20 protein-coding genes, 4 pseudogenes and 1 riboswitch are annotated in these 26,696 nt (G+C 41.2%); of the genes and pseudogenes, 22 read left to right on the top strand and 2 right to left on the bottom strand.

Features of this window, described 5'->3' with window-relative positions; all coding sequences use genetic code 11:
• Positions 1-42: 42 nt before the first annotated feature.
• The 16 genes and pseudogenes from N8A86_RS04040 (at position 43) to N8A86_RS03970 (ending at position 19,181) form a co-directional block, all read left to right on the top strand.
• Positions 43-1,106 (top strand): annotated as a pseudogene (locus N8A86_RS04040) (NAD(P)/FAD-dependent oxidoreductase).
• A 164-nt stretch (positions 1,107-1,270) separates the two neighbouring features.
• Positions 1,271-1,388: riboswitch (SAM riboswitch) on the top strand.
• A gap of 109 nt (positions 1,389-1,497) precedes the next feature.
• Positions 1,498-2,502, top strand: coding sequence for a homocysteine S-methyltransferase family protein (locus N8A86_RS04035; protein ID WP_273567896.1), 1,005 nt, complete (start codon positions 1,498-1,500; stop codon positions 2,500-2,502).
• A pseudogene (gene metH, locus N8A86_RS04030) lies at positions 2,503-5,231 on the top strand (methionine synthase).
• 12 nt (positions 5,232-5,243) lie between these two features.
• Positions 5,244-6,197, top strand: coding sequence for a methylenetetrahydrofolate reductase [NAD(P)H] (gene metF / locus N8A86_RS04025; protein WP_273567895.1), 954 nt, complete (start codon positions 5,244-5,246; stop codon positions 6,195-6,197).
• Positions 6,198-6,310: 113 nt separating this feature from the next.
• Positions 6,311-7,410, top strand: a pseudogene (locus N8A86_RS04020) (acyloxyacyl hydrolase).
• A gap of 25 nt (positions 7,411-7,435) precedes the next feature.
• Positions 7,436-8,047 (top strand): GIN domain-containing protein, encoded by a 612-nt coding sequence (locus N8A86_RS04015; RefSeq protein ID WP_273567894.1) that lies wholly within the window; start codon positions 7,436-7,438, stop codon positions 8,045-8,047.
• Positions 8,043-8,282, top strand: a complete 240-nt coding sequence (locus N8A86_RS04010) for a GIN domain-containing protein (protein WP_337251798.1) — start codon at positions 8,043-8,045, stop codon at positions 8,280-8,282. The genes N8A86_RS04015 and N8A86_RS04010 overlap by 5 nt, the downstream gene beginning before the upstream one ends.
• Before the next feature lie 161 nt (positions 8,283-8,443).
• Positions 8,444-9,565 carry a serine hydrolase domain-containing protein gene (locus N8A86_RS04005; protein ID WP_273567893.1) on the top strand — a complete coding sequence of 374 codons (1,122 nt, stop codon included), beginning with the start codon at positions 8,444-8,446 and terminating at the stop codon, positions 9,563-9,565.
• 81 nt (positions 9,566-9,646) lie between these two features.
• Positions 9,647-10,720 carry an amidohydrolase family protein gene (locus N8A86_RS04000; protein WP_273567892.1) on the top strand — a complete coding sequence of 358 codons (1,074 nt, stop codon included), beginning with the start codon at positions 9,647-9,649 and terminating at the stop codon, positions 10,718-10,720.
• 77 nt (positions 10,721-10,797) lie between these two features.
• Positions 10,798-11,363 (top strand): annotated as a pseudogene (locus tag N8A86_RS03995) (3-keto-disaccharide hydrolase).
• Positions 11,364-11,450: 87 nt separating this feature from the next.
• The gene (locus tag N8A86_RS03990) at positions 11,451-12,464 is read left to right on the top strand and encodes a DUF6602 domain-containing protein (RefSeq protein ID WP_273567891.1); all 1,014 of its coding nucleotides are present in this window, start codon (positions 11,451-11,453) and stop codon (positions 12,462-12,464) included.
• 102 nt (positions 12,465-12,566) lie between these two features.
• Positions 12,567-13,538, top strand: coding sequence for a helix-turn-helix domain-containing protein (locus N8A86_RS03985; protein WP_273567890.1), 972 nt, complete (start codon positions 12,567-12,569; stop codon positions 13,536-13,538).
• Between the two features lie 270 nt (positions 13,539-13,808).
• Positions 13,809-16,265, top strand: coding sequence for a glycosyltransferase family 117 protein (locus tag N8A86_RS03980; protein WP_337251736.1), 2,457 nt, complete (start codon positions 13,809-13,811; stop codon positions 16,263-16,265).
• Complete coding sequence (locus tag N8A86_RS21370) at positions 16,246-17,034, top strand: hypothetical protein (protein ID WP_337251735.1); 789 nt, start codon at positions 16,246-16,248, stop codon at positions 17,032-17,034. Before N8A86_RS03980 ends, N8A86_RS21370 begins: the two co-directional genes overlap by 20 nt.
• 51 nt (positions 17,035-17,085) lie before the next feature.
• Complete coding sequence (locus N8A86_RS03975; RefSeq protein ID WP_273567889.1) at positions 17,086-17,556, top strand: hypothetical protein; 471 nt, start codon at positions 17,086-17,088, stop codon at positions 17,554-17,556.
• A gap of 92 nt (positions 17,557-17,648) precedes the next feature.
• A complete protein-coding gene (locus N8A86_RS03970; protein ID WP_273567888.1) occupies positions 17,649-19,181 on the top strand; it encodes a M20/M25/M40 family metallo-hydrolase in 1,533 nt (510 codons plus the stop codon).
• Positions 19,182-19,197: 16 nt separating this feature from the next.
• Here the strand turns inward: N8A86_RS03970 and gldA are convergent, their stop codons facing one another.
• Positions 19,198-20,094 (bottom strand): gliding motility-associated ABC transporter ATP-binding subunit GldA, encoded by an 897-nt coding sequence (gldA, locus tag N8A86_RS03965; RefSeq protein WP_273567887.1) that lies wholly within the window; start codon positions 20,092-20,094, stop codon positions 19,198-19,200.
• 376 nt (positions 20,095-20,470) lie between these two features.
• Here gldA and N8A86_RS03960 point away from each other — a divergent pair, with 376 nt between their 5' ends.
• The 4 genes from N8A86_RS03960 to N8A86_RS03945 all read left to right on the top strand — a co-directional run bounded on the left by N8A86_RS03960 (position 20,471) and on the right by N8A86_RS03945 (position 24,505).
• Positions 20,471-21,298, top strand: coding sequence for a prephenate dehydratase (locus N8A86_RS03960; RefSeq protein WP_273567886.1), 828 nt, complete (start codon positions 20,471-20,473; stop codon positions 21,296-21,298).
• Positions 21,295-22,440 (top strand): pyridoxal phosphate-dependent aminotransferase, encoded by a 1,146-nt coding sequence (locus N8A86_RS03955; protein WP_273567885.1) that lies wholly within the window; start codon positions 21,295-21,297, stop codon positions 22,438-22,440. Before N8A86_RS03960 ends, N8A86_RS03955 begins: the two co-directional genes overlap by 4 nt.
• A gap of 120 nt (positions 22,441-22,560) precedes the next feature.
• Complete coding sequence (locus tag N8A86_RS03950; RefSeq protein WP_273567884.1) at positions 22,561-23,421, top strand: prephenate dehydrogenase; 861 nt, start codon at positions 22,561-22,563, stop codon at positions 23,419-23,421.
• A gap of 1 nt (position 23,422) precedes the next feature.
• The gene (locus N8A86_RS03945; RefSeq protein ID WP_273567883.1) at positions 23,423-24,505 is read left to right on the top strand and encodes a bifunctional 3-deoxy-7-phosphoheptulonate synthase/chorismate mutase type II; all 1,083 of its coding nucleotides are present in this window, start codon (positions 23,423-23,425) and stop codon (positions 24,503-24,505) included.
• A 117-nt stretch (positions 24,506-24,622) separates the two neighbouring features.
• Here the strand turns inward: N8A86_RS03945 and N8A86_RS03940 are convergent, their stop codons facing one another.
• The gene (locus N8A86_RS03940) at positions 24,623-25,066 is read right to left on the bottom strand and encodes a hypothetical protein (protein WP_430682177.1); all 444 of its coding nucleotides are present in this window, start codon (positions 25,064-25,066) and stop codon (positions 24,623-24,625) included.
• Between the two features lie 189 nt (positions 25,067-25,255).
• Between N8A86_RS03940 and rsgA the strand changes: the two genes are divergently transcribed.
• Both rsgA and dtd read left to right on the top strand, forming a co-directional pair.
• Positions 25,256-26,209, top strand: coding sequence for a ribosome small subunit-dependent GTPase A (rsgA, locus tag N8A86_RS03935; RefSeq protein ID WP_273567882.1), 954 nt, complete (start codon positions 25,256-25,258; stop codon positions 26,207-26,209).
• Positions 26,206-26,658 (top strand): D-aminoacyl-tRNA deacylase, encoded by a 453-nt coding sequence (gene dtd / locus N8A86_RS03930; RefSeq protein ID WP_273567881.1) that lies wholly within the window; start codon positions 26,206-26,208, stop codon positions 26,656-26,658. The genes rsgA and dtd overlap by 4 nt, the downstream gene beginning before the upstream one ends.
• Positions 26,659-26,696: the final 38 nt, after the last annotated feature.

Here is a 26,696-nt window from a genome sequence, read left to right as displayed (position 1 = left end):
CAGATGATAAAAACAGATGATAAAAACAGATGATAAAAACAGATGATAAAAACAGATATACTAATCATAGGCGCAGGCCCAACCGGATTATTCACGGTCTTCGAGGCCGGATTATTGAAATTGAAATGCCATTTGATAGATGCGCTGCCGCAACCTATGGCGGACAATGTTCAGAAATCTATCCGAAGAAACCGATATATGATATTCCGGCTTTTACGGAAATCTTGGCCGGTGATCTGGTCGATAACCTAATGGATCAAATAAAACCCTTCGAACCGGGATTCACATTGGGCGAACGAGCCGAAACATTGGACAAACAAGATGATGGTTCTTACATAGTTACGACCAATAAAGGAACACAACATCAAGCTCCGGTTGTTGTTATAGCTGGCGGATTGGGTTCGTTCGAACCGAGAAAACCTCCTATTGAAAACATTCAAGAATTTGAAGATAGAGGTGTCGCATATATCATTAAAGACCCTGAAGTCTATCGCGATAAGAAAGTAGTCATTGCCGGTGGCGGGGATTCCGCTTTGGACTGGGCGATTTTCTTGGCCGATGTAGCTGCTGAAGTTTCTTTGGTACATCGAAGAAATGAATTCCGTGGTGCATTGGATTCCGTAGAAAAAGCATCCGAACTCGCGAAGTTGGACAAAATAAAACTCTATACGGAGGCCGAAGTCCGAAAATTATATGGCGACGAACATTTAGAAGCCGTTGTCATAAAACAGAATGATTCTGAAAAGGGCGAAACGTATTTGGAGGTAGACAATTTCATCCCTCTTTTCGGTCTTTCCCCAAAATTGGGCCCTATAGGTAATTGGGGATTGGAAATCGAAAAAAATGCGATCAAAGTCAATAATGCAAAAGATTATCAGACTAATATTCCCGGGGTGTTTGCCATTGGAGATGTCAATACCTATGAAGGCAAATTGAAGTTGATATTGTCCGGTTTTCACGAAGCGGCTGTTATGTGTCAATACGCCTACCAAATCATCAATCCGGGAAAACGATATGTCATGAAATATACCACGGTAGGCGGGGTAGAAGGCTTTGATGGTAGCAAGAAAGAAGCAAAAAAGGAAGTTGTGCGAAGTATTGCTTAATATTTGTGTTAGTTTTAATTGGCTCGAAGCCTCCTGTCTTCTCATTGGCAGGAGGTTTCCATTTATTTGGTTTTTCATTCCAGAACTTGTAAAAACCCTGGACTTTTCTTGCTTTTGATTACCCTGTGGCGTTACTTTGCAGTCAGTTCATTCGCAAGTTGTATTCGTTATCAAGAAAGGTGGAGGGATTAGACCCTATGAAGCCTTAGCAACCCTTTGCCAAAAGAAGGTGCTACATTCTACTGCGAGCTGAACAGGTTTCAGTATCTCGGCAGATAACAAAAGACATTGGTCTTACCTTTTCCCGTTCCTGATATACGATACTACAATACACTACGTTTGCCCTATGGGCAAAGGTTAAATGTATATGGATGGCGAATTACATTGATATATGATAGACATTAAAGCGATACTTAAAGAAAGGATTTTAGTTTTGGACGGTGCCATGGGCACGATGCTCCAGCGCTATAAATTTCAGGAAGAGGATTTTCGTGGAGACCGCTTTAAGGATTGGGAACATCCCTTACAGGGGAACAATGATCTCTTGTCATTAACCCAGCCAGAGGCCATTGCCGAAGTCCATCGGAAGTATTTTGCTGCTGGAGCGGATATCGTCGAAACAAATACCTTTTCCGGAACGACCATCGCCATGGCAGATTATCATATGGAGGATTTGGTCTACGAACTCAACTACGAATCCGCCAGAATAGCGAAAAAAGTTGCTGATGAATTCACTGCAAGGGAACCACAGAAACCAAGATTTGTTGCGGGAAGTATCGGCCCAACCAACAAAACGGCCAGTATGTCTCCCGACGTGAACGATCCGGGATTCCGTGCGATTTCCTTCGATGAATTACGCATCGCCTACAAACAACAGGTCGAGGCATTGCTCGATGGTGGAGCGGATATTCTTTTGGTAGAAACCATTTTTGATACATTAAACGCCAAAGCCGCACTTTTTGCTATTGAAGAGGTCAAGGAAGAACGAAATATCGATGTGCCGATTATGGTCAGTGGTACAATTACCGATGCTTCCGGCAGAACCTTATCAGGACAAACGGCGGAAGCTTTCTTGATTTCAATATCGCATATTCCGATTCTTTCCGTCGGATTCAATTGTGCTTTGGGTGCGAACCAATTGGTTCCTCATTTGGAAGTGATATCCAAAAGATCGGAACACTTTATTTCGGCTCACCCCAATGCAGGTTTACCAAATGCTTTTGGAGAATACGATGAATCTCCCGAAAAAATGACGGAGCAGATAAAAGAATATGTCGAAAAAGGTTTGGTCAATATCGTTGGTGGATGTTGTGGAACGACACCTGAGCATATTTCGGCCATAGCCGATTTAGTACAACAATACGACCCACGGTCTTTAATGGTTGAAAGTGAATAGATGGAGGAAACTAAACCAAAATATTTAAAGTTAAGTGGCTTGGAACCACTCGTCGTCACCCCAGAAAGCAATTTCATCAATGTAGGCGAACGTACCAATGTAGCCGGCTCAAAGAAGTTTTTGAGACTGATCAAAGAAGAGAAGTTCGAAGAAGCGCTAGATGTTGCCCGTGACCAAGTCGAAGGCGGTGCGCAGATTATCGACATCAATATGGATGATGGTTTGATCGATGGCAAGGAAGCCATGGTCAAGTTTTTGAATTTGGTGATTGCAGAACCCGATATTTCACGAGTGCCCATAATGATAGATAGTTCTAAATGGGAGATTATTGAAGCTGGACTTCAAGTAGTACAGGGCAAATGTGTCGTGAATTCCATTAGTTTAAAGGAAGGCGAAGAAGAATTTATCCATCATGCCAAACTTATAAAGCGATATGGTGCCGCAGTCATAGTTATGGCCTTTGATGAGGTAGGGCAAGCCGATAATTATGAACGTCGTCTCGAAATTTCCAAACGTTCGTATGATATTTTAGTTAACAAAGTTGGTTTTCGTCCCGAGGATATCATTTTTGACCTGAATATTTTTCCCGTCGCTACGGGAATGGATGAGCATAAATTGAATGCACTTGATTTTATCAACGCAACGAAATGGGTACGTGAAAACCTTCCATATGCAAGTGTAAGTGGTGGGGTCAGCAATGTTTCATTTTCTTTTCGGGGAAATAATCCTGTTCGGGAAGCTATGCATTCTGTCTTTTTGTACCATGCGATTAAGGCTGGAATGAACATGGGTATCGTCAATCCGACGATGTTGGAGGTCTACGACGATATTCCAAAAGATTTGTTGGAGCGTGTTGAAGATGTCATGCTCAATCGCCGTGATGATGCTACGGAAAGATTGCTCGATTTTGCCGAATCTGTGGTCGGTAAGGCCAAGGAAAGCAAGGTCGATCTGTCTTGGCGCGAAGAACTTTTACAAGATCGAATTACCCGTGCTTTGGTCAAAGGTATTGACCAATATATTGTTGAGGATGTTGAGGAAGCACGACAAGCTTCCGACAAACCCATCGAGGTCATCGAAGGTCATTTGATGACGGGAATGAATGTCGTTGGCGACCTTTTCGGGAGTGGAAAAATGTTTTTGCCCCAGGTTGTAAAGTCAGCTCGTGTAATGAAGAAAGCGGTGGCGCATTTGCTCCCCTATATTGAAGAGGAAAAATTGCTTAATCCGCAGGAAGGCGATTCCGATGGCGCCGGAAAAATACTGATGGCAACGGTTAAGGGAGACGTTCATGATATCGGCAAGAATATCGTAGGCGTAGTGCTTGCCTGCAATAATTATGAAATTGTCGATTTGGGCGTCATGGTTCCGCCTGAAAAAATTATAGCACAAGCCATTGAGCATAATGTGGACATTATCGGATTAAGCGGATTGATTACCCCTTCGCTTGACGAAATGGTGCACCTGGCCAAAGAAATGGAACGGCAGAATTTTAAGGTGCCACTATTGATAGGGGGTGCAACGACCAGTAAGGCGCATACGGCGGTTAAGATAGACCCGCAGTACAGTCAGGCCGTGGTTCATGTGAATGATGCCTCCCGAGCGGTTACGGTGGTCGGGGACCTCTTGCAAAAAGACTCCTCCGACAGCTATAAGAAATCCATTAAGGAAGATTATGATGTCTTTCGGGATAAGTTCTTGAAACGTTCTGTTCAAAAGGAATATAAAACTATCGAAGCCGCCCGAAAAAATAAGTTCAAGATCGATTGGAATAGCTCGGAAATAGTCAAGCCCAATGAACTTGGCATTCAAGTTATCGAAGATTTGAATTTGGAAAAACTGGTCGATTTTATTGATTGGACACCTTTTTTCAGAAGCTGGGAACTGCATGGGAAATATCCGGATATCTTGAAAGACGATATTGTGGGTGATCAAGCGACAGAATTGTTCGCAGATGCCCAAACGATGTTGAAAAAGGTTTTGGAAGAAAAAAATTAATGGCAAAAGGCATATTCGGATTATTTCCTGCCAATACTGTTAATGATGATGATATTGAGTTAGAATGTCATCCCGAGCGCATTCGAGGGGCGGCTGGCGAAGAGGAAGTTAACAAGACATATGTCTTCAGAACCCTCCGTCAACAATTACAGCGCAGGGAAGGTGTGCCTGATTATGCATTATCCGATTTTATATCTCCAAAAGAAAGTGGAAAGCAAGACTATATCGGCTGTTTTTGTGTCACTACAGGTTTTGGAACGGCGGAATTGGCGGCCCAATATGAAAAGGATTTAGACGATTATAGTTCGATAATGATAAAAGCTTTGGCAGATCGTTTGGCAGAAGCTTTTGCCGAATATTTGCACAAAGAAGTCCGAACGAAACATTGGGGGTATGCTGCGAACGAAGATTTGAGCAATGAAGATTTGATTAATGAATCATATAAAGGTATTCGTCCTGCACCGGGGTATCCCGCTTGTCCGGATCATTTGGAAAAATTGACAATTTGGGAAATACTTGATGTTGAGAAAAAAATAAGAGTAAAATTGACGGAGAGCTTGGCAATGTGGCCCGCAGCATCCGTTTCAGGGTATTATTTCGGTAATCCCGAAGCCCGCTATTTCGGATTAGGAAAAATAAAGGAAGATCAGGTAAAGAATTATGCAGAGCGAAAAGGGATTTCGATGGAGAAGGCCTTAAAATGGCTGGCACCGAACATTGCGGATGACTAATTTATTTAAAGAATGAAAGTAACTGACCATATAAAAGAAGCCAACGGAAAAACATTGTTTTCCTTTGAAATAATACCTCCAGTAAAAGGGCGGAACATACAGGAACTGTATGATAACATAGATCCTCTGATGGAATTCAAACCTCCATTTATTGATGTCACCACTTCACGGGAAGAGTATGTTTACATCGATCGAGATGGCTTACTTGATAAAAAATTGACAAGAATGCGCCCGGGTACGGTTGGCATCTGCGCTTCGATCAAGCATAAATATGATGTCGATACCGTGCCACATGTGCTTTGTGGCGGATTTACCAAGGAAGAGACCGAATACCTTCTTGTAGATTGCCATTATTTGGGCATTCAAAATGTTATGGCCCTTCGCGGGGATGCTATGCGTGAGGAAAAATATTTTGAGCCTACCAAAGGCGGGCATCCGTATGCCATAAGTTTGGTGAAACAGATACATGATCTAAATTGCGGACAGTACCTGCATGAAGTTATCGAAACCGATGATTGTGCCAATTTTTGTATCGGCGTTGCGGGCTATCCTGAAAAGCATTTGGAGGCTCCATCCTTGAAGTCTGACCTTATACGACTAAAAGAAAAAGTAGAGGCAGGTGCCGATTATGTGGTGACCCAAATGTTCTTTGATAATAAAAAGTTTTTTGAATTCGTGGATGCGGCGAAAGAAATGGGAATCGATGTGCCCATAATTCCAGGAATCAAACCGATTGCGGTTAAGCGACATTTACAGCTACTCCCTCAGGTTTTCCGAATCGATCTTCCGCAAGATCTTATCGATGCCGTGGATGCCTGTAAAGACAACAAGGCCGTTCGTCAAGTAGGCATCGAATGGGGCATCCAACAATCAAAGGAATTGAAGGAGGCAGGCGTTTCTGTGCTCCATTATTATTCCATGGGAAAATCGGACAATATCCAAGCCATCGCGAAAGAGGTTTTTTAGGTTTCAAGTTTTCCTTGGAATTTGGAATTTGTGATTTGGAATTTTTAAAATAGTACCTCGTACCTTGTAATTCACAACTCATATTTAAATAATCGTACTTACCTTTACCCTCCATGAGGCCAAGTCTGTTTCTTCCCTCCTTTCTATGGGCTTTCTTTTGTTTCTCCCAAGATGGGGAGATTAAAAAAAGATACGTGTTGGATGCAAGTACCTTCTATGGTTCCATTTTATTGCACAATCCCGATATATCACATTTGATCAGTGAACATCCTTCTGGCTTTATCCTTGGGTTTAATCGGAAAACCTATGGAGAAGAGGACTGGGAAGAATTATACAATTATCCCGATTTCGGGTATTCTTTTGTGTATCAAAACATGCACAACGAGACCTTAGGGAAGAATTTTGGAATCTTTGCCCACTATAATTTTTACTTTTTAAAGAGAAACCTCCAACTTAGAGCAGGACAGGGCATATCCTATACGACAAACCCGTACGATAAAAATGATAACTTTCGCAACAATGCATATGGTTCCGATATAATGAGTTCGACCTATTTGATGTTGAACTTTCATCGCGAAAATATTCTAAAGGGATTGGGTTTTAAAGCCGGTATTTCGGTCATTCACTATTCGAACGCCAATGTAAGGGCACCGAACACATCAACGAATACGTTTGCCCTCAATGCAGGATTGACCTATGATTTAGATGGTGGATTATCTCGGGAATATATCATCACTCCCGATAGAGAAAAAGTAACGGAGCCCATACGGTACAACCTTGCATTTAGAACGGGTATCAATGAAAGTGATATCATTGGTCTGGGGCAACATCCTTTTTATATTTTTTCGGGCTATGCCGATAAACGTTTAGGTCGAAAAAGTGCCATACAACTAGGCGCAGATTTCTTTTTTCCAATTTTTTAAAGGAATTGATTCGATATCAAGCCATCTCGTTCCCCGAATACGGAGTTCAAGAAGATGATGATTACAAACGCGTTGGGGTATTTGTGGGCCATGAACTTTTTATCAATAAATTAAGTGTAATCGCTCAATTAGGATACTATGTGTATTATCCTTTCGATTTTGAGGGAAGGCTTTATAATCGTATAGGCATGAAACGTTATTTTGGAAAAAAAATGTATGGCGCTATTACGTTAAAGTCCCACGCCGCGGCTGCGGAAGCTGTTGAGTTCGGGGTGGGGATTAGGTTTTAAAGTTATGAGTTATGAATTCGGCGTTATGAGTTTTGTAGAAAGGTTTTTGAAATGGGCCCTCCCCTTTTTTCAAGAGGAGGTGCCGATAGGCGGAGGGGTTGCTCCAGGAAAATCAGATGGTGTTTTGATACCAAAACTTTCGTTGCTTATCTTATTCTTCGCTACTTCCTGCAACACCGACTCCGCCCCAGACTGCCTCCAAAATTCAGGAGAAATCATTCGTAGAGAAGTTCCCGTTCCCGATTTTTCAAAAATCACGGTCTTCGAAAAAGTCGGTCTGACTGTGAAACAGGGCGACACCCAAAAGGTCGAAATCGAAGCAGGGGAGTTTTTATTTGAAGAAGTAATTGCAATTGTGGAAGGCGATAGATTGATTTTGCGCAACGAAAATGGCTGTAACCTATTCCGTGAATACGGATTGACAAAGGTGTATGTGACCGCCCCGAACATTACCGAAATCAGAAGCAGTACGGGGGAAGCAATTATAAGCGATGGGGTTTTGGCCTATCCGAACCTTGAGCTTTTTTCAGAGAGTTTTTGGATCCCGAGTCCGAAACTACGGATGGTGAATTTGATTTGGAACTCAATGCCCAGAGTGTATCGGTCGTTGCCAACGGAATTGCCTATTTTAAATTAAGGGGGCTGCCGAAAATATCAGCCTGATTATAGCGGCCGGAGACTCGCGAATCGAGGCCCAAAACCTAACTGCCCAAAACGTGATTGTAGATCATCGAGGAAGTAATGACATGTTTATCGAGCCGCAGGTATCCGTTCGAGGTGTGATTCGTGGCAACGGTGATGTAGTGAGTTCAAACCGACCTGCAATTGTTGAGGTTGAAGAGTTGTATAAGGGAAGATTGATTTTTCGATAGACGTCTTCGCGAGGAACTTGACCAAAGTTTAACGGTTGCAGAATATTAAAAGCGACGCAACGATCTGTAACTTTGTATACCAAAGCTATTTTTAGAAAAACTTCAGTAAAAATGCAACAGATTGCCGCGCCACCCGGAAAGCGTGGCTCCCAATGACGAATATGATGAACCCCATCCTAAAAAAAATATTGAATTTTTCGGCTTTCCAAAGGGTGTTGGGGCCAAGCCCTGATTTACAGGGATTGGCAAGAGCCGACGCGCTACTTTTAAATTTGGTCAACCAAAAGAAAGTCCCCGGACTTTCGATTACCGCTTTAAAAGACGGAAAAACAATCCTGCAAAAAGGCTATGGCTATGCGGATATCGAAAAAGAAGATCCTGTTGATCCTACAAAGACTATTTTCCGAATTGCAAGTGTCTCCAAGAATATTGCGGCTACTGCTCTTGCATTTATGGTCGAGGAAGGCAAAATTGAATTGGATGAATCTTTTTATAAGTATGTGCATTACTTTCCCAAAAAGCAATGGGACTTTACCATCCGGCAACTGGCAAGCCATACCGCTGGAATCCGAGGTTATCGCGGCACCGAATACGGACTAAATAAACCCTATTCCTTCAAAGAAAGCATTAAAATCTTTAAAGACGACCCATTGCTCTTTGAACCTGGTACGGATTATTTCTACAATAGCTATGATTGGGTACTGATTTCGTTGGCGATGGAAGAAGTGAGTGGTATTCCCTTTGAAGAGTATGTTCAAAAAAAAGTGTTGACCCCCTTGGGCATGGGGAATACTTTTACCCCTGACTGTCCGGTCGAGCGCAGTCGAGACTTCCATGAGTTCGACGAAGAATTACTTTCAACTTTCTACACCAAAAACCGTCTAGGAGGTTTCCGCGAGGCCATCCCCGTGAACAATTTCTACAAACTGGCAGGTGGCGGTTATCTTTCCACTTCTGAAGACATTGCCAAATTCGGACAAGCCTATCTGGAGCGTGAAATTTTAAATGAAGAAACAAGGTTTCAATTTTTGACTTCACAATTCATCGATGGAAAACCAACCTATTACGGACTCGGTTGGCAAGTCAGCCAAGACCAAAAGGGCAGACCTTATTATGGACATATCGGTAATGGGGTGGGAGGCTATTCCAACTTTTTTGTGTATCCTGAGGAGCAAATGGTTTTTGTTATTTTGATTAATTGTACGGATCCGAAAGTGCAGGAGGATTTGGATGAGGTCGTAGATACGTTAATTTTGAGTCTTAATGAAAGTTTGCGTTCTTAAATTAGAGACTATATCTGATTTTACATTGCTAATTAGTAACTTCAAGACATCATAATCAAAGCCGTATTAAAATGAAAAAAATTGATAGTTCTATTTCTTTTCGTAAGCATTGCTTGTAAATCTGAGAAGAAAGACAAAATCCAAGATGATTCCCCAGTTACTTTAGATCAGCATTCTTTAAAAAAAATCGATGTGCATGCACACTATAAATACGAAAGGGATTATATGCCAAGTCTTTTCGAAAAATGGAACATGCAAGGTGTTTTGGTAGATGTTTCCAAGGCCGATTCGAAAGGGATAGGTAGAAGTTGGAGTGAATATGTAGCCCATGCGAAAACACAATCAAATGTCTTTTTCCTATGCTCCTCTCTGATAGGCGTCGGAATCGATGCACCTGATTTTGCAGAAAAACAGATAGCACGTCTGGAAAAAGAAATCAATGAGGGCGCACGTATGGTCAAAGTCTGGAAAAACTTCGGTATGGTCACGAAAGATGCTTCCGGTACATTCATACAAATCGATGATGTTAGGCTACAACCCATTTGGGATTTTCTAAAATCACGGAATATTCCCGTAATGGCCCATATCGGGGAACCTATTCAAGCTTGGCGACCTTTGGATGATCCTAACAATCCCCATTTTGGATATTATTCCGAGCATCCGGAGTATCATGCTTATAAGCACACTGAGATTCCCTCATATGAGACTATTATAACCGCACGGGATAATTGGATAGCCAAGAATCCTGATTTGAAGATTTTATGTGCCCACTTAGGTAGTATGTCCCACGATGTGGATATGGTTGCCGAGCGGTTGGATAAGTTTCCAAATATGTACGTGGAAACCGCAGCGCGTTTTGGCGATTTGGTCGGTCAAGATTCGGATAAGGTCAGCGCTTTTTTTGAAAAATATCAAGATCGAATTTTCTTCGGAACGGACTATGGTAATTCAAATCCCAAGGCCGGTTTGTCACTTGAGGAGTTGACCACAGAGGCTCAGACTTTAGATGAGAACTACAGCCGTCTTTGGACCTATTTAAGCACAACGGATTCAATTTCATTGAGGGGTCAAAAGAATCACGGGCTGGCACTTACAGAGAGAATTTTAATTAAATTCTACTATCAGAATGTTGCTAATTTTTTGGAGTTGGAATAGGAGAGCATATTAATCATCTTTTTATGAAGCCTTAAGTACACAATAAATATTTTGACATCAGCCTCTAAAATAACGATATGAAACCGGAAAAAATCTGCCAATACCTAATTTTGTTTTCCTTGTTACTGATTTCTTGTGATAGGTCAAAAACCCTATTCCAGCCCAATGGCACGAATTGGCTACAAAAGGGCGATGCCGAATGGAAAATTACCGACAAAGAAATCATCGGAAGTTTGGTCCGCGGCACCGGTTTTATAATGACCAAGGATACGTATGAAGACTTTGAACTTGAGCTTGAGTTTAATCCTGATGAGACTATTAATTCGGGTATTTTTATCCGTTGTAAAGATTATGCGCTAAGTTATACCGATTGCTATGAAATCAATATCTGGGATCAACATCCAGAACAAAAAGATAGAACCGGTGCCATAGTTTCAAGGGCCACCCCACTGGCACAAGTACAGACTTTGAATAAATGGAACACCTATAGAATACGATGTGAAAAAACCATATTCAAGCTTGGATCAATGGTGTTCTGGTATCGGATCTTGAGAACGATGATTTAAAAGAAGGGTATATTGGGCTTCAAGCGGCCGAAATTGGCATGGTCAAGTTTCGGAATGTTAGACTCAAGACTTTATAAATTTACCATAAACTCTATTCAAAATATCCAAAACTTTGAGAAGTGTTTTTTACTTTAAAAGATTGATTTCATAATTAATACTTTGAAATGAAAAAGAGTAATGACCTAGTTGATTTTATGCAATCTTTAACTATAGAACTGAAAGGCGAATACGACAGGATTCAAAAACGTTCTACAGAAGATGCCGCAACCGCAGGAGATCAAGGCGAAGAAAATTGGGCATCCATATTTAGAAACTGGCTTCCTTCTGATTATCAGGTCGTAACCAAGGGCAGACTTATGAATCCAGCAGGCGAAACCAGTCCTCAGGTTGATGTTGTCATTCTCTATCCATGGTATCCTAAAGCTTTATTAGATAAAAAATTGTTCCTTACCGCTGGTGTAGTTGCCGAATTCGAGTGTAAAAACACCCTAAAAGCAAGTCATATTGACAAAGCTGTTGAAAATTCAGTCAAAATTAAAAACCTGTATGAAAAAGTTAAAGAAAACCCAGTATTAAAAATGTTCTATTATGGCGTTGAGCATAAAAATTCAAGTAAGCACAAAAAAAGAATTAATTGGAAGAATGAGCTTTGTAGTCCAGTGATTTATGGTCTACTGGCGCATTCACATTCATGGAAAGCAAGTGGATCAGAACCTAAAAAAATTGTTAGCGACAAATTGATTGAATGCGATGCTAAACTCTTTAAGCATCCCAGAGAGTGCTTAGATTTTATATGTGTGAGCGATATAGCAACTTGGTATTCCGCTAGAACTCCCATGTCGCCAAACCCCAAAATTGATAATGGTGAAGTTGTAGCTAAATGGCAACCAGGACCAGTTACATATTATAAAATGACAAAACCAGAGGCATTCTTAAAAGATTCCGTTCCATATTTGAGCAATACGCCGCTTGGAGCTCTCCTTACAGAGTTGTTGAAGAAACTTTCTATAAAGGATAGTAGGCTTTTTGAAATTTCAAAGTACTTTTCTAAGGCTTTAAATACACATGGCGACAGCGAATCTAGGGTATGGTCAGAGAATATTTTATCAAAGACATCTAGAAAAAAATTGAATAAGAAAGCTGATTTTTTAAACCTAGAATGGATAGATTCTCCTTGAATTAAGATTATTAAGTGAATACGAATTTAATGGTTCTTTTTAAAAGCGTGTTATTGGAAATAAATTTTAAAATAACATATATTAAAAACAAAAGAAATAAAAATGTCAAGAAGTTTTTTCGTCCTTTTATTAATATTCGGACAATGTCGTATGCATGCCCAAACCGCCATCTCCGGCTATGTCGATATTGACACTGATAAAACGCAAGGTCAAAAGGTTTACTTGGCGAAACTCGATGTCGATAACCTAGAGGATCTAAGATATGCCCAACCTGTGGCTTGGTCGCCTATCAAAAAAGACGGTTCGTTTTCTTTTGACCGCAAACATCTTTCCGATAATGATGCGGTCTACCGCTTGTATGTCAATCAAATGGAAGAGGCGATTCAAGATACCATCGCCCATGGTTCCACTTTTATTCTTTCGAAACACGATAGTATTTATTTTCCAAAAAGCGTAACGCCTTTTGCAGACTATACCTCTACCAATACTGCCGACCGGGAATGGAAAAAACTACGGGCCTTCGAGACGGAATTACTACAATCGCAATTGGTAGAAGATGATGAAGCTTCCCAATTAAAAAGCTATGCCAAAGATTCCCTTCGCATTCTGATGGTCAAATTGATTGGGATTCAGCAATTGGACGAAAAAGATTTGTTGGATCAAGACATCGCCAAGAACCCGGACTATTATCTTGCCCTTTTGAACGAATTGAAAGAAAGCGAAATACCATCAGAAAACTATCTTTTTCTCGAAAAAAAACTGGCATTTTTGACTCAGGAAGTCGTCGAACAGAAATATGCTTGGAGCAGAGCGATTAATTTTATTTTAGGGTTTTTAGTAGTTGGCTTAGGGGCAGTTTTAGTTTTTAGAAGAAAAAGGCAACCAGCTTTGCCTGACTTGAGCAAGCAAGAACTCACCATTCAAAATCTGATACTACAAGGTAAGACTAACAAAGAGATTGCCAACGAGCTCTTTATCAGCATCAGCACGGTCAAGACGCATATTACCAATATCTATAGCAAACTGAAAGTTGGTAATCGACAGGAGCTATTCCAAAGAAATGAGGGCCAATAATCTTCAAAGGCCCCAGAATATTGCTTAAGGTTCAATAAATTTCACTTTTCAAATAGTTATTTAAATAAGGTTTTCTATTCTTCATTCCTGAGGTCGAAGGACGTTTAAAAGTATAAAGTCCTCTCCCGTCGGGGGAGAGGATTTAGGAGAGGGGACTGTGTTCAAAGTATTATTAAAAACACAAAATTAGTACCCGTACTAGTCCTTAATTCCAACTACATAAAATTCCATTTCAGACTTTTCTAGAAGTCCTTTGTAGAAAAGTGTAGTATGGTTTCCGAACATTTTCAAAAATGGAACATTGGTTTGGGGTGGTTTTCATTTGCCATTGCATTCCTCGTTTACGCTTTGACAGTAGAACCAACAGTAAGTTTTTGGGATGCAGGCGAATACATTGCCACATCTGCTAAATTACAAGTAGCCCATCCACCTGGTGCACCGTTTTTACAAATGATCGGGGCATTTTTTGCGATGTTCGCTATAGATAAGACCCAAGTGGCACTGATGGTCAATTACGTCTCCGTAGTTTCCAGCGCGTTTACCATTCTCTTTTTATTCTGGACGACTACCAATCTGGTTCGTAAATTGATGAATACGGAAAAACCCTCGGAAGCACAATCACTTACCATTTTAGGAAGCGGACTAATAGGTGCTTTGGCCATAACCTTTTCCGACAGTTTTTGGTTCAACGCCACGGAGACCGAAGTGTATTCCATGGCAAGTCTGGTCATGGCCCTTTTATTATGGCTAGGACTTAAATGGACGGACAATCTTGAAAATCCGCGAGGGAATAAATGGCTCATTCTAATTTCATTCGTAACCGGACTCACTTTCGGTATTCAGTTTATGGGGTTTTTGGCGATTCCCTCTATTGGGTTGTTGTATTATTTTAAAAAGCATAAAACCGTTACGGTCAAGAATTTTATCATTGCGAATATTGCCGTAGTTGCCCTACTGCTATTGATTTTCAAATTCTCTTTGACCTATGTGCTAAAATTGTTCGGGTGGAGCGAAGTGTTTTTCGTGAACACTTTTGGACTCCCTTTTAATTCTGGAAGTCTGATTATGGGGCTGCTTTTTGCAAGTATTTTTTATTGGGGGTTGCGCTTTACAAAGAGGAAGGGATTCAGAAATGCAAATACTATAGTGGTTTCCCTACTTTTTTTGGTTTTGGGGTTCTCGTCTTGGTTGATGCTTCCGATTCGTGCAAGCGCCAATATTGTCATCAACGAGGGTAATCCGTCAGATGCCCGTTCACTTTTGGCCTATTACAATCGGGAGCAGTATCCCGCGCCATCAAGTCCGTTTTATGGAGCTTATTATTCGGATAAGTTTGCAGATGACCATCCCGAAAAAAATGACCGCCCAAAATATGAAAAGGATCATAAGCTCGGTAAGTATGTCATCGCCAACAATTATAAGGATGCATTACGAGGTTCTAGTCCGAAACATGTGGGATGGCTTCCGCGAATGTGGAGCGAACAGAATGCCGAAAATTATATGCGCTATTATGGTGCGCTCGAATTTACTATAAAAAGGGAATTTCGAGGCAACACAGAGCTACAAGAAGCCGTCCAATCCCTTCGTAAACAATATGCCGATGGAGAAATCGATGCGGAAGAATATATCAGGTTTTTGACCGATGCGAGCGACTATATCGAGGTAAAGCCTCCTACACTTGGGCAGAATATCGAATACCTTTTTCATTTTCAATTGGGCTATATGTATTGGCGGTATTTTATGTGGAATTTCGTCGGGCGCCAAAATGATGAGCAGGGGAGGTTCAATGGCGATGGCGAATGGCTCAGCGGTATTTCAATTATTGACAACATGCGATTGGGAAGTCAAGAATACCTCCCGACCGAGGTATTGGAAAATAAGGCCCGAAACACCTATTTCTTTTTGCCCCTGTTATTAGGTTTGATCGGACTGATTTTCCAACTTTCCAAAGACCCGAAACAGTTTTGGGTGTTGTTGGTGTTCTTCCTATTCACGGGGTTGGCGATACAGTTTTATACGAATCCGCCGATTTTTCAGCCTCGGGAACGTGATTATTCTTTGGTCGGTTCTTTTTGCATTTTCGCCATTTGGATCGGGCTTGGCGTATATGGACTTTTTGACGAGTTCCGAAAATGGGTAAAGCCCAAACTTCTCGTGCCAATTGTGGTTGTCGTTTGCTTTTTTGCCGTTCCCGGATTGATGGCGTACCAAAATTGGGATGACCATGACCGTTCAAATCGCTATACCGCTTTGGCCATGGCAAAGGCATATTTGGATTCTACCAAGAAGGATGCGGGCTCAATATTGTTCACCATCGGCGATGTTGATACTTTTCCGCTGTGGTATGTTCAGGGTATCGAAGGCCATAGAACCGATACACGGGTAATCGTGACGACCTATTTCAATACGGATTGGTACATCGACCAGATGAAGCGAAAGGCCTACAAGAGCGAGCCTATTCCTTCACAACTGACGCATAACCTGTACAAGTATGGTTCTCGAGATGTGATTTACCATGCTCCAATGACCGATACCCGTTGGCCGATTCAGGACTTTATAAAATGGGTCGCCAGTGATAAACCCCAGACCAAGGTCAAGAGTTTGTTGGAAAAGCAAGGCAGGGATATTTCCAGTTATTCGGAAGGATATTTGGATGTTGTTTTTTATCCCACGAACAAAATCCGTGTTCCCGTTAACAAAAAAAGTTTTGGCGACTGGATTGGTTAAGGCGAAAGACTCCGCCCAAATAGTAGATTATATCGATATCGATTTGCCTGAAACAGGAATAGGTAAAGGAAGTCTTTTGATGTTGGATATCATCGCTAAAAATGATTGGGAACGACCCATATATTTTTCAGGAGGAAGTTTTGACGAGCAAGAATATATCTGGATGACCGATTACCTACAATTGGATGGCCTGGTCTATAAGCTTGTTCCGATAAAAACGGAAACCGAAAGTATTTTTGAGAAAGGCCGTATTGATTCCGAACTCATGTATGACATCGTAATGAATTGGGAATGGGGCAATTCCGGAAGTTCCGAAATTTATCATGACCCCCAAACGAGAAAACAGTTTGGGGTAACGCATCGGATTGCGTTGGCACGTTTATTGGAAAAATTGTTGGAGGAAAACAAAGTCGAAAAGGCCAATACCATTATCGATTTGGCCATGGAAAACATTCCCGTTGAGTACTATGACTATTCTACCTTCGTAGAACCATTTCTGAATGGTTATTACCAAGTAGGTGAAACTGAAAAAGGAAGAATACTCTTCCATCAACTAAAAAACATATATCAAGAACGTTTGACCTATTATTCAAAGTTGTCAATGGATGGACAATATGAAAATATCGAAGAACTTATGGCCGATTTGCAGGCCTATCGGCGAATTATTGATATTCTGGCAGAAAATAAAGATACTGCATTGGCCGAAAGGGAAAACAAGGTGTTTAACCGGCAACTAAATATGTTTCAAGAACTGTTAGATCAAGGTTAAATTCATTTTTGTTTAAAGTAATTTCATTAATTTTAAACAAAAATAAGCACTATGAAAAATTTTAAAATACTTTTTGCGATAGCCTTCGTCGGCATGATATCTACAAATATTTCCGCTCAAGAAATTACCTCGTTCCCCGGTATGTGGGGCGAACAGTTCTATCAGGACAAAGAAAAACTAAGCTGGAAGGAAATCAATACTATCATGATGGAAAGTCCGGTTTCAGAAGGGTACTGGAAAAAATCAAAGAAACAGGCTTTGGGTGGTATGTTGTTCGGAGCGGCCAATTTCGGGTCTTCCATTTGGCTACTGTCTAATTTGGATAAAAACGAACCGTTGACAGCGCCATTGATTACAGCCGCGGGTACGGGCCTTATCGGAGCGATATTCTTCAAATCGGCCATGAAGAACAAAAAGATGGCAATTTTGGAGTACAATGATAGTTTGGGCAACACAACGTCGTTTCACTTAGTGCCGGTAAGTAATCGCAATGGGTTGGGGCTGGCATTACAGTTTAACTAGATTTATTTAAGAGTTTAACCTCTTACATAGTATAGGGATAAGTGTTATTTTAGTGATTGTGCAAGTGGAAGTAATTCCAATTCTAAATCACTATGAAAGCATTTATCCCTTTTTATTTTTCGTCAAAAATCATTCTTTATCTACTCCTCGGTATTTTGCCTATAGTTGTTTTAGGTCAAAAAGCGGATAAGCTTGAAAAACTCTCCCAAGAGTATGCCAAGGCTTCCTTTCCTATGCTGAGGGAACTTTTGAGTATTCCCAACGACGCCTTTTATCCCGAGGATATCGAGAAAAACGTTGCCTGGTGTGAAAATGCTTTTGAGAAAAGGGGTTTTACTACACAAAGGTTGAATACTGAAACCGTTCCCTTATTGTTAGCTGAACGAAAGCATCCAAAGGCAAAACAAACGGTACTGATTTATCTACAAATCGATGGACAGCCAGTGGATAGCACGCGCTGGTTTCAAGAGAGTCCGTACAAACCTGTTCTTAAGAAAAAATCAGGGCAGGACTGGCAGGAAATCTCCTGGGAAGAAATTAACAACTACGAAGATGACTGGAGGGTATTTGCCCGTTCGACGAGCGACGCAAAAGGACCTGTCGCCATGTTCTTGACGGCGCTAGATGCTGCGGCGGCCGAAAACATCACCCCGAACTACAACATCAAGGTCATCATGGATTTTGAAGAAGAATTAGGTTCACCTCAATTGCCAAAAGCCGTAAAAGAGAATTCGGAGTTGCTCAAGGCCGATATGCTCATCATTTTCGATGGCCCCAGACATATTACCAACAAACCCACCTTGACTTTTGGCGCGCGTGGTATCGCGACGATAACGTTGACTACCTACGGACCGGTCGTACCGCAACATAGTGGCCATTTTGGAAATTATGCCCCGAATCCCGCTTTGCGGTTGTCGAAATTGTTGGCTTCGATGAAAGATGATGAAGGCCGGGTCACCATTTCAGGGTTTTATGACGGAGTTAATATCGACGCCAATACCGAAAAAATACTGAAGGCGGTCCCCGATGATGAATCTCAAATCAATAAACGATTACAAATTGTAGAGGCGGACAAGGTGGGGAGCTACTACCAAGAGGCGATACAATACCCATCGTTGAATATTCGAGGAATGCAATCGGGCTGGATTGATGAAAAGGTGCGCACAATTATTCCTGGATGGGCAAGGGCCGAAATCGATGTGCGTCTGGTACTCGAAACGGACCCAGAACGATTATTACAGTTGGTCAAAGACCATATCGGAGAACAGGGCTTTTATGTAATAGATCGGGAACCTAACAAAGAAGAAAGGTTGACGTATGATAAGATAGCGACCTTTACCTCGGAGATATCCTATCAATCTTTCAGAACCGATTTTGATTCCGAAGTGGGCATTTGGTTGCGGAGCGCTTTAAAGAATGCCTTTGGCGAAGAACCCATCATGATTCGAATGAGTGGTGGTTCGATTCCCATCTCTCCGTTCGTCACCACACTTGGTATTCCTGCGGTTACTGTTCCAACAGTCAACCGGGACAATAATCAACATAGCCCGAACGAAAACATCCGATTGGGAAATTACAGGGAAGGAATTAAAACAATGCTTGCCATTTTAAAGGAAAAGCTTTGAACAATTATTCAAATCTCTAGCCTCCCGTTGTTTCGGTAAACAAACTCTCTAAATTCTTGTTCTTTCTGCTCAGTTGTAGCGTTTTTAGTTTGTTGTCATGCGCAAAATCGAAGACAGCAGGGCGCATATCTTTTGATGTATTAAAGGTAATTTCATAGATAAAACCACCCGTATTTTTTACACGGGTTACATTTGGGAGTTTGTTCAAGAAAGCTTCCTCGACCCGATAATCAAACTCTACTTCGATAATTTGTTCATCTTCTTCGCGAAGGTCGGATAGTTTTTTATCGGCGACCAAAGTTCCTTTATTGATAATCAATACCCGGTCGCAGACGGCCTCCACCTCTTTCATGATATGGGTGGAAAGGAGTATCGTTTTTTCTTTTCCGATTTCTTTGATGAGTTTACGTATTTCGAGCAATTGGTTAGGGTCAAGCCCTGTTGTGGGCTCATCTAAAATTAGTACATCTGGATCATGCAAAAGGGCAGCGGCCAATCCAACACGTTGGCGATAGCCTTTTGAAAGCTGTCCTATTTTTTTGTGGGCTTCTGGCGTGAGTCCGGTTTGTTCGATGACCTCGGCAATTCTATTTTTATCTACTTTATAGACGTCCGCGTTAAAACCAAGATATTCCTTAACATACATATCCAAGTACAACGGATTGTGTTCCGGTAAATACCCGATACTCTTTTGTACGTTTCGCATTTCGGTTTGCACATCGTACGAGTTCACCTCGGCTGAGCCTCCATCCGCCGAATAATAGGTCGTTAATATCTTCATCATGGTTGATTTTCCCGCACCGTTGGGCCCAAGAAATCCAACAATTTCCCCTTTTCGAATATCGAAAGAAACATCATCAAGTGCCTTTTGAATTCCGAATGTTTTGCTGATATTTTTGACCGATATGGACATGCTGATTGAATTTTTTCAAAAATAAACAATATAGGTTTGATTTGAAGTATTCGTTATTTCCAATAAAACTTATGTAGCGGATAACTATCTTCGATCAATTCCCCGGAAACCTAAGAAAATAAAAAAATATATCGAAAAGGTGTTTTTTAATTTTAATTCTTACATTAGCCCAAGTTTAAGTGTATTATGACAAAGCAATATTTCTGGAACGGTTTCTATTTTTACTTCTTTTTTAAAAGAGGTACGGGACTGTTGTGAATTATTGTATGATATAAGCAAATTGAAGTCCCGTGAAAAACGGGACTTTTTTTGTTTTTCATTTCTTTAAAATGAAAACACCCTGAGCTTGTCGAAGGGATCGCAGAATAGAATACCAATGAGATTAAAAATAGCAATACAAGGCATCAAGGGATCAAACCATTATCAAGTGGCTAGGGAATACTATGGTGCTGATATCGACCTCGTCGAATGTTTGTCATTTCATGGTTTGGTCGATTGTTTATTGGAGGGCACAGCGGATAAGGGCATCATGGCGATAGAAAATTCTATTGCGGGATCCATCATTCCTAACTATGCCTTGGTATATGATAATGCGCTACATATTATTGGAGAACACTATTTGAACATTCACCACAATTTGATGGCTTTAAAGGGGCAACATATAAACGATATTCTCGAGGTTCGCTCGCACCCAATGGCCCTATTGCAGTGTCGTGAGTTCTTGAAGACCCAGCGACATATAAAAGTTGTAGAGGATGTGGATACGGCTGAAACTGCAAAACAAATTCAGGAGAAAGGCTTATTGAGAGTAGGGGCGATAGCTCCGAAGGTCGCTGCAGAACTATACGGACTTGAAATTATCGCCCCTGAAATCCAAACGATTAAAAATAACGCTACCCGATTTATTATTGTTAAGACCAAGAACAAGGAGATTCCGAAGGAAGATATCAACAAGGCATCTGTTCGCTTTGTGACGGATCATAAACGGGGAAGCTTGGCGGCAATCTTGAACGTTATGAGCGATTGTAATATGAACTTGACAAAAATACAGTCGTTGCCTATCATCGAGACCCCGTGGAAATATGCCTTTTTTGTTGATGTAACCTTTGATGTCTATACCAGTTTCGAAAAGGCAAAAGCACTTTTAGAAATTATGTCGGAAGATTTTAAAGTACTCGGAGCCTATAAAAATGGAAGAATATGATTCGTACCGCAGATAGATTACATTCCGTCGAAGAATATTACTTCTCCAAAAAATTGAGGGAGGTAAGAGGACTCATAGCCGCGGGACGGCCAATTATCAACATGGGAATTGGGAGTCCAGATTTGGCACCATCCGAGGCGGTTATCGAAACCGTTAAAAATGCGGTCTTGCACGCTGGTGCCCATCAGTATCAAAGCTATCAGGGCTTGCCCGAACTTAGAGAGGCTATAGCCGATTTTTATAAATCGAAGTTCGAGGTCGAAATGAATCCAGTAGACCAGATTTTACCGCTAATGGGTTCAAAGGAAGGCATCATGCACATAAGTATGGCCTTTTTGAACCCAGGGGATGAAGTCTTGATTCCTAACCCCGGATATCCAACATACAATGCGGTTACAAAACTGGTCGGTGGGGTCGGTAGAAATTACGATTTAAAGGAAGTTGAAGGTTGGTTTCCTGATTTGGAGGGTTTGCAACATCAGGATCTTTCCAAAGTCAAGTTGATGTGGGTGAGTTATCCGCACATGCCTACGGGAGCAACGGCGACTAAAAAGCAATTGACAGCATTGGTCGACTTCGCTAAAAAGAATGACATATTACTGGTTAATGATAACCCTTACAGTTTTGTATTGAGTAGTAACCCTACCAGTATTTTGGCCATAGAAGGGGCTAAAGAAATCGCCTTGGAATTGAATTCATTAAGTAAAACATTTAATATGGCCGGTTGGCGTGTTGGCATGGTTTTGGGTAGTGCCGGACATATAAATGCTATTTTGAAAGTAAAGAGCAATATGGATTCGGGCATGTTCTATGGCATCCAAAAAGGAGCGATAGCTGCCCTGAAAAGTGGAAAGGAATGGTTTGAGGAATTGGATAAAATTTATACCTCCCGAAGAGATTTGATGTTCGAGCTGGCAAATAAATTAAAGTGTACCTATGACAAGAATGCCGTTGGAATGTTCGTTTGGGCCAAATTGCCAGAAGGAAGTGCACCATCTGAAAAATTCGTCGATGAAGTACTGTACGATAAAAATATATTCATTGCCCCTGGAACCATTTTCGGAAATAATGGAGAAGGGTATATTCGGTTTTCGTTGTGTGTATCGGAAGACAAAATAAGAGAAGCGATTGGTCGATTTTAGAATCAAAAAGGAAAAGAGTTAAAAGTTGAATGGCTTGTGAAATTTTTGATTCTGGCAAGATAAATTCCCCCCTTGAGGGGGGCAGGGGGTGTTGGTTAATGTATTTTAAAAGCTCATTAAATGAACATATTCATCATTGGTATCGGATTAATAGGAGGTTCTTTTGCAAAGGATGTGAAAAGATTACACCCTGAAGCCAAAATCTATGGAATCGATACGAACGATGCACATTTGGTCGAAGCCATGGGCTTGAACATAATCGATGCAAAATCAACGTACGAAGAACTGCACCTTGCCGATATGGTAGCGGTAACCATTCCCGTTGATGTTTTGGTCAAAGAGCTTCCTGCAATATTGGATGCAGTTAATGAAGATTGTGTGGTGTTCGACGGGGGCTCCACTAAAAAAATGGTATGTGATACGGTGAGCGACCATCCCAAGAGAAGAAACTTCTTGGCATGCCATCCGATTGCGGGAACGGAATTTTCAGGTCCGTCATCGGCTATTGAGAACTTATATGAGGGCAAGACCAATATTATCTGTGAGGTCGAAAAAACAGCTTTTAAGTTGCAAGAAAGGGCTTTACAACTATTTCAACAAATCGGAATGCGCATTCGTTATATGAACCCAGAGGCACATGACAAGCACATTGCCTATGTATCGCATTTGTCACACATCAGTTCTTTTATGTTAGGAAAGACGGTTATCGAGAAGGAGAAAAATGAACGTGATATTTTTGACATGGCAGGTAGTGGATTCGAGAGCACGGTACGCTTGGCAAAAAGTTCCCCGGCCATGTGGACGCCAATTTTTGAACAGAATAAGACAAATGTAGTCGAGACTTTAGAGGAGTATATTCAGAATCTACAAGAATTTAAAAAACTGTTGGAAGATGAGAATTTCGAAGGCATTTATAACGAAATGAACGACACCAACAAAATAAAGGAAATATTAAAAGGAATACCACTTAACAAACAATAAAATGGAGAATTCAAAACAAATGAGAGCATGGTTGGATGATTTAGGATTATGGCATCCACTGGTGATCGCAGGACCATGTAGTGCCGAGACCGAAGAACAAGTATTGGGCATCGCGCATAGCTTAAAAGATACTGATGTTAGTTATTATAGGGCCGGAATCTGGAAACCCAGAACACGCCCGGGTAATTTTGAAGGCGTTGGTGCGCTTGGCCTTAAATGGCTTCAAAGGGTAAAAGAGGAAACTGGCCTAAAAACAGCTACCGAGGTGGCCAATCGTGCTCATGTTGAACTCGCTTTGGAACACGATATTGATTTATTGTGGATTGGCGCAAGATCGACCGTGAGTCCTTTTATAGTACAAGAAATTGCCGATGCCCTAGAAGGTACCGATAAGGTGGTTTTGATTAAGAATCCCGTCAATCCTGACCTGTCTTTGTGGTTGGGTGCGGTAGAGCGATTGCATACGGCAAATATCAAAAAGCTGGGGGTCATCCATAGAGGATTTTCTACGTATGAAAAAACAAAGTACCGAAACATTCCAGAATGGCAGATGGCCATCGATTTGCAGACGAAGTTTCCAGATTTACCAATTATAAATGACCCATCGCACATCACAGGTAAACGGGATATGATATTCGATGTTTCACAAATGGCGCTAGACCTTAATTTCGACGGATTGATGATAGAAACCCATCACGATCCAGATAACGCATGGAGCGATGCGGCACAACAAGTAACACCAGAAACTTTGGTGCAGATTATGAAAGATTTGAGAATTCCGAAGGAAACCGACCCAGAAACAGCCTATAATAGAGATTTGAACAATCTTAGGGCGCAAATCGATGTCATCGATAATCAACTCATTGATACCTTGGGCAAGCGCATGAAAATCTCAGATGGTATCGGAAGGTTAAAAAAAGAGAAGAACGTTGCTGTGTTACAGAGCAATCGATGGAACGCAATTTTAGGAAAAATGATCCTTGAAGGCGAAACGAAAGGTTTGAGTGAAGAATTTGTACTAAAAATGTTCAAGGCAATTCACCAAGAATCGATCAACCATCAAGAGAAAATTATTAAGGCTTAGCACATAATTGCGAACCTGCCAGCCGGCAGGCGGGCGAAGTAAAGCAATCCGTTGAACACATGTATGACATGTTCAACGGATTGCTTTGTTTTTCGCTTGATCGTGAGTGCTTCGCAATTAATCCTTTTTAAAAACGTATCGGGTGATAAAAATGCCTTGCCCATCTTTATCTCCGGCATCCGCCTCGACCCCACTGGTTACAAAAGCAAGTTCCCAACCCTCTGCCGCCATTGCGTTTAACTTTGAAGAAATCACCGCATCGTTGGCAGCGATGTTTTGAAAACGGATTCCCGCGATATTGTAAAAATTGAGCAGCTTTGTTTCTTCAAAATTCTTTACTCGAATTTCTCCTCTTTTCGATTTGTTGCGGGTATTGTCCTCTTCGGTCTGTTCAGAGGTGTACTCCGCAAAATCCTTTTCTTCCTTGGCATCGATAATTCGAGATCTCCCCAAGCCGCTGGGCACAATCGATTCGACACTAGTGATTACTTTAAATTGTTGCGCGTTCATTTCAAGGGTGGCGGCCGTGACAAAACAAATCGCCAGAAGTAATTTTCTCATATTTTACTTTTTTAAGGTTTACAATAAAGGACAAAAAGTTTTCAGATAGGTTGCATCCTGCAACATATTTTACCGTATAAACTTAATTGTTCTAATTTCAAATTACAAGGGTTCATTGCCCACTGAAAGCAATTCAAGGTGAATAAACTATGAAAGTATTGTTGTTTCTTTGTAATAGATAAAAAATTGATGACAGGAATCGTTTATAAATCTACCGGAAGTTGGTACACCGTAAAGACCGAAGAAGGTGTTTTTTATGAATGTAGGATAAAAGGAAAATTCAGGATAAAGGGAATTAAAAGTACCAATCCTGTGGCGGTTGGAGACGTTGTAAATTTCGAAATCGAGGAAACTGGCGATGAGGTTACCGGTATAATTACCAGAATTAGGGACAGAAAAAACTATATAATCCGAAAATCGGTTAACCTGTCCAAACAAACACACATAATCGCAGCGAATCTCGACCAGGTATTTTTATTGGTCACGCTTAATAATCCGACTACCTATACCATTTTTATCGACAGGTTTTTGGCAACCGCCGAGGCCTATGATATCCCCGCGATTTTGTTGTTCAATAAATTGGACACGTATAGCGATGAACAATTGGATGAAATACGATTTTTGGCCACGCTTTATCGCAAAATCGGCTATACCTGCATTGGCATTTCGGCCAAAACCGGGAAAAATGTAAATCAGGTCAAAGAACTTATGAAAGGAAAGACGAGCATGTTCGCCGGCCATTCAGGAGCTGGAAAATCGACTTTGATCAATGCCATTGAACCAGGTCTGGAATTAAAGACTGCGGAAATATCAGATCAACATCTACAGGGTCAGCATACGACCACCTTCGCCGAAATGTTCGATTTAAGATTCGATGCGAGAATAATAGATACACCCGGAATCAAAGGTTTTGGCATGGTCGATATGGAGGCAGCAGAAATTGGGGACTATTTTCCCGAGTTTTTTGCCTTAAAGGGCGAGTGTAAATTCAATGATTGCCTTCATATGGATGAACCGGATTGCGCGGTTAAAGAAGCACTGGAGAATAACACGGTGTCTTGGAGCAGGTACAGAAGTTATGTTCAGATGACTGCGGGCGAGGATGAAAATTATCGAACTGATTTATTTGAAGACAAGAAATGAGAGCTGTTGTTCAAAGAGTTACATATGCTAAAGTTACGGTCGAGGAAAGTGTAATCTCTGAAGTTGGCAAAGGTCTTCTCATACTTTTAGGCATTGAAAACGCGGATGGTAACGATGACATTGATTGGCTTGTTAGAAAAATAGCCAATCTGAGAATTTTTAACGACGCTGAAGGTGTTATGAACCGCTCACTTTTGGATGTTGGGAGAGAGGCTTTAGTGGTAAGCCAATTTACCTTACATGCGGCCACTAAAAAAGGAAACCGACCTTCATATATAAAGGCCGCAAAACCCGAAATTGCCATTCCCTTGTATGAAAATTTTGTATTAAGTCTCGAAAACGAACTGGGTATAAAAGTCGGCACGGGAATTTTCGGTGCTGATATGAAAGTCGAACTGTTGAATGATGGCCCTGTCACCATCGTTATGGATACAAAAAATAAGGAATAGAACGAAGATCTGGAATTTTTTTGGTTGAAAATGTAAGA

It is taken from the genome of Maribacter halichondriae (assembly GCF_027474825.1).
GTDB lineage: Bacteria > Bacteroidota > Bacteroidia > Flavobacteriales > Flavobacteriaceae > Meishania > Meishania halichondriae.
The sequence above is the reverse complement of the archived record's forward strand: the minus strand, read 5'-3'. Positions and strand labels throughout refer to the sequence as shown.

Excerpts from the sequence above, each read along its gene's own strand:
- N8A86_RS04015 (WP_273567894.1), top strand. The coding sequence starts at position 7,436 with ATGAGTTTTGTAGAAAGGTTTTTGAAATGGGCCCTCCCCTTTTTTCAA.
- N8A86_RS03960 (WP_273567886.1), top strand. The coding sequence starts at position 20,471 with ATGAGATTAAAAATAGCAATACAAGGCATCAAGGGATCAAACCATTAT.
- N8A86_RS03940 (WP_430682177.1), bottom strand. The coding sequence starts at position 25,066 with ATGAGAAAATTACTTCTGGCGATTTGTTTTGTCACGGCCGCCACCCTT.
- N8A86_RS03980 (WP_337251736.1), top strand. The coding sequence starts at position 13,809 with ATGGTTTCCGAACATTTTCAAAAATGGAACATTGGTTTGGGGTGGTTT.
- N8A86_RS04005 (WP_273567893.1), top strand. The coding sequence starts at position 8,444 with ATGATGAACCCCATCCTAAAAAAAATATTGAATTTTTCGGCTTTCCAA.
- N8A86_RS03975 (WP_273567889.1), top strand. The coding sequence starts at position 17,086 with ATGAAAAATTTTAAAATACTTTTTGCGATAGCCTTCGTCGGCATGATA.
- N8A86_RS03945 (WP_273567883.1), top strand. The coding sequence starts at position 23,423 with ATGGAGAATTCAAAACAAATGAGAGCATGGTTGGATGATTTAGGATTA.
- N8A86_RS03990 (WP_273567891.1), top strand. The coding sequence starts at position 11,451 with ATGAAAAAGAGTAATGACCTAGTTGATTTTATGCAATCTTTAACTATA.
- N8A86_RS03970 (WP_273567888.1), top strand. The coding sequence starts at position 17,649 with ATGAAAGCATTTATCCCTTTTTATTTTTCGTCAAAAATCATTCTTTAT.
- N8A86_RS04035 (WP_273567896.1), top strand. The coding sequence starts at position 1,498 with ATGATAGACATTAAAGCGATACTTAAAGAAAGGATTTTAGTTTTGGAC.
- gldA (WP_273567887.1), bottom strand. The coding sequence starts at position 20,094 with ATGTCCATATCGGTCAAAAATATCAGCAAAACATTCGGAATTCAAAAG.
- N8A86_RS03950 (WP_273567884.1), top strand. The coding sequence starts at position 22,561 with ATGAACATATTCATCATTGGTATCGGATTAATAGGAGGTTCTTTTGCA.
- N8A86_RS03955 (WP_273567885.1), top strand. The coding sequence starts at position 21,295 with ATGATTCGTACCGCAGATAGATTACATTCCGTCGAAGAATATTACTTC.
- dtd (WP_273567881.1), top strand. The coding sequence starts at position 26,206 with ATGAGAGCTGTTGTTCAAAGAGTTACATATGCTAAAGTTACGGTCGAG.
- metF (WP_273567895.1), top strand. The coding sequence starts at position 5,244 with ATGAAAGTAACTGACCATATAAAAGAAGCCAACGGAAAAACATTGTTT.
- rsgA (WP_273567882.1), top strand. The coding sequence starts at position 25,256 with ATGACAGGAATCGTTTATAAATCTACCGGAAGTTGGTACACCGTAAAG.
- N8A86_RS03985 (WP_273567890.1), top strand. The coding sequence starts at position 12,567 with ATGTCAAGAAGTTTTTTCGTCCTTTTATTAATATTCGGACAATGTCGT.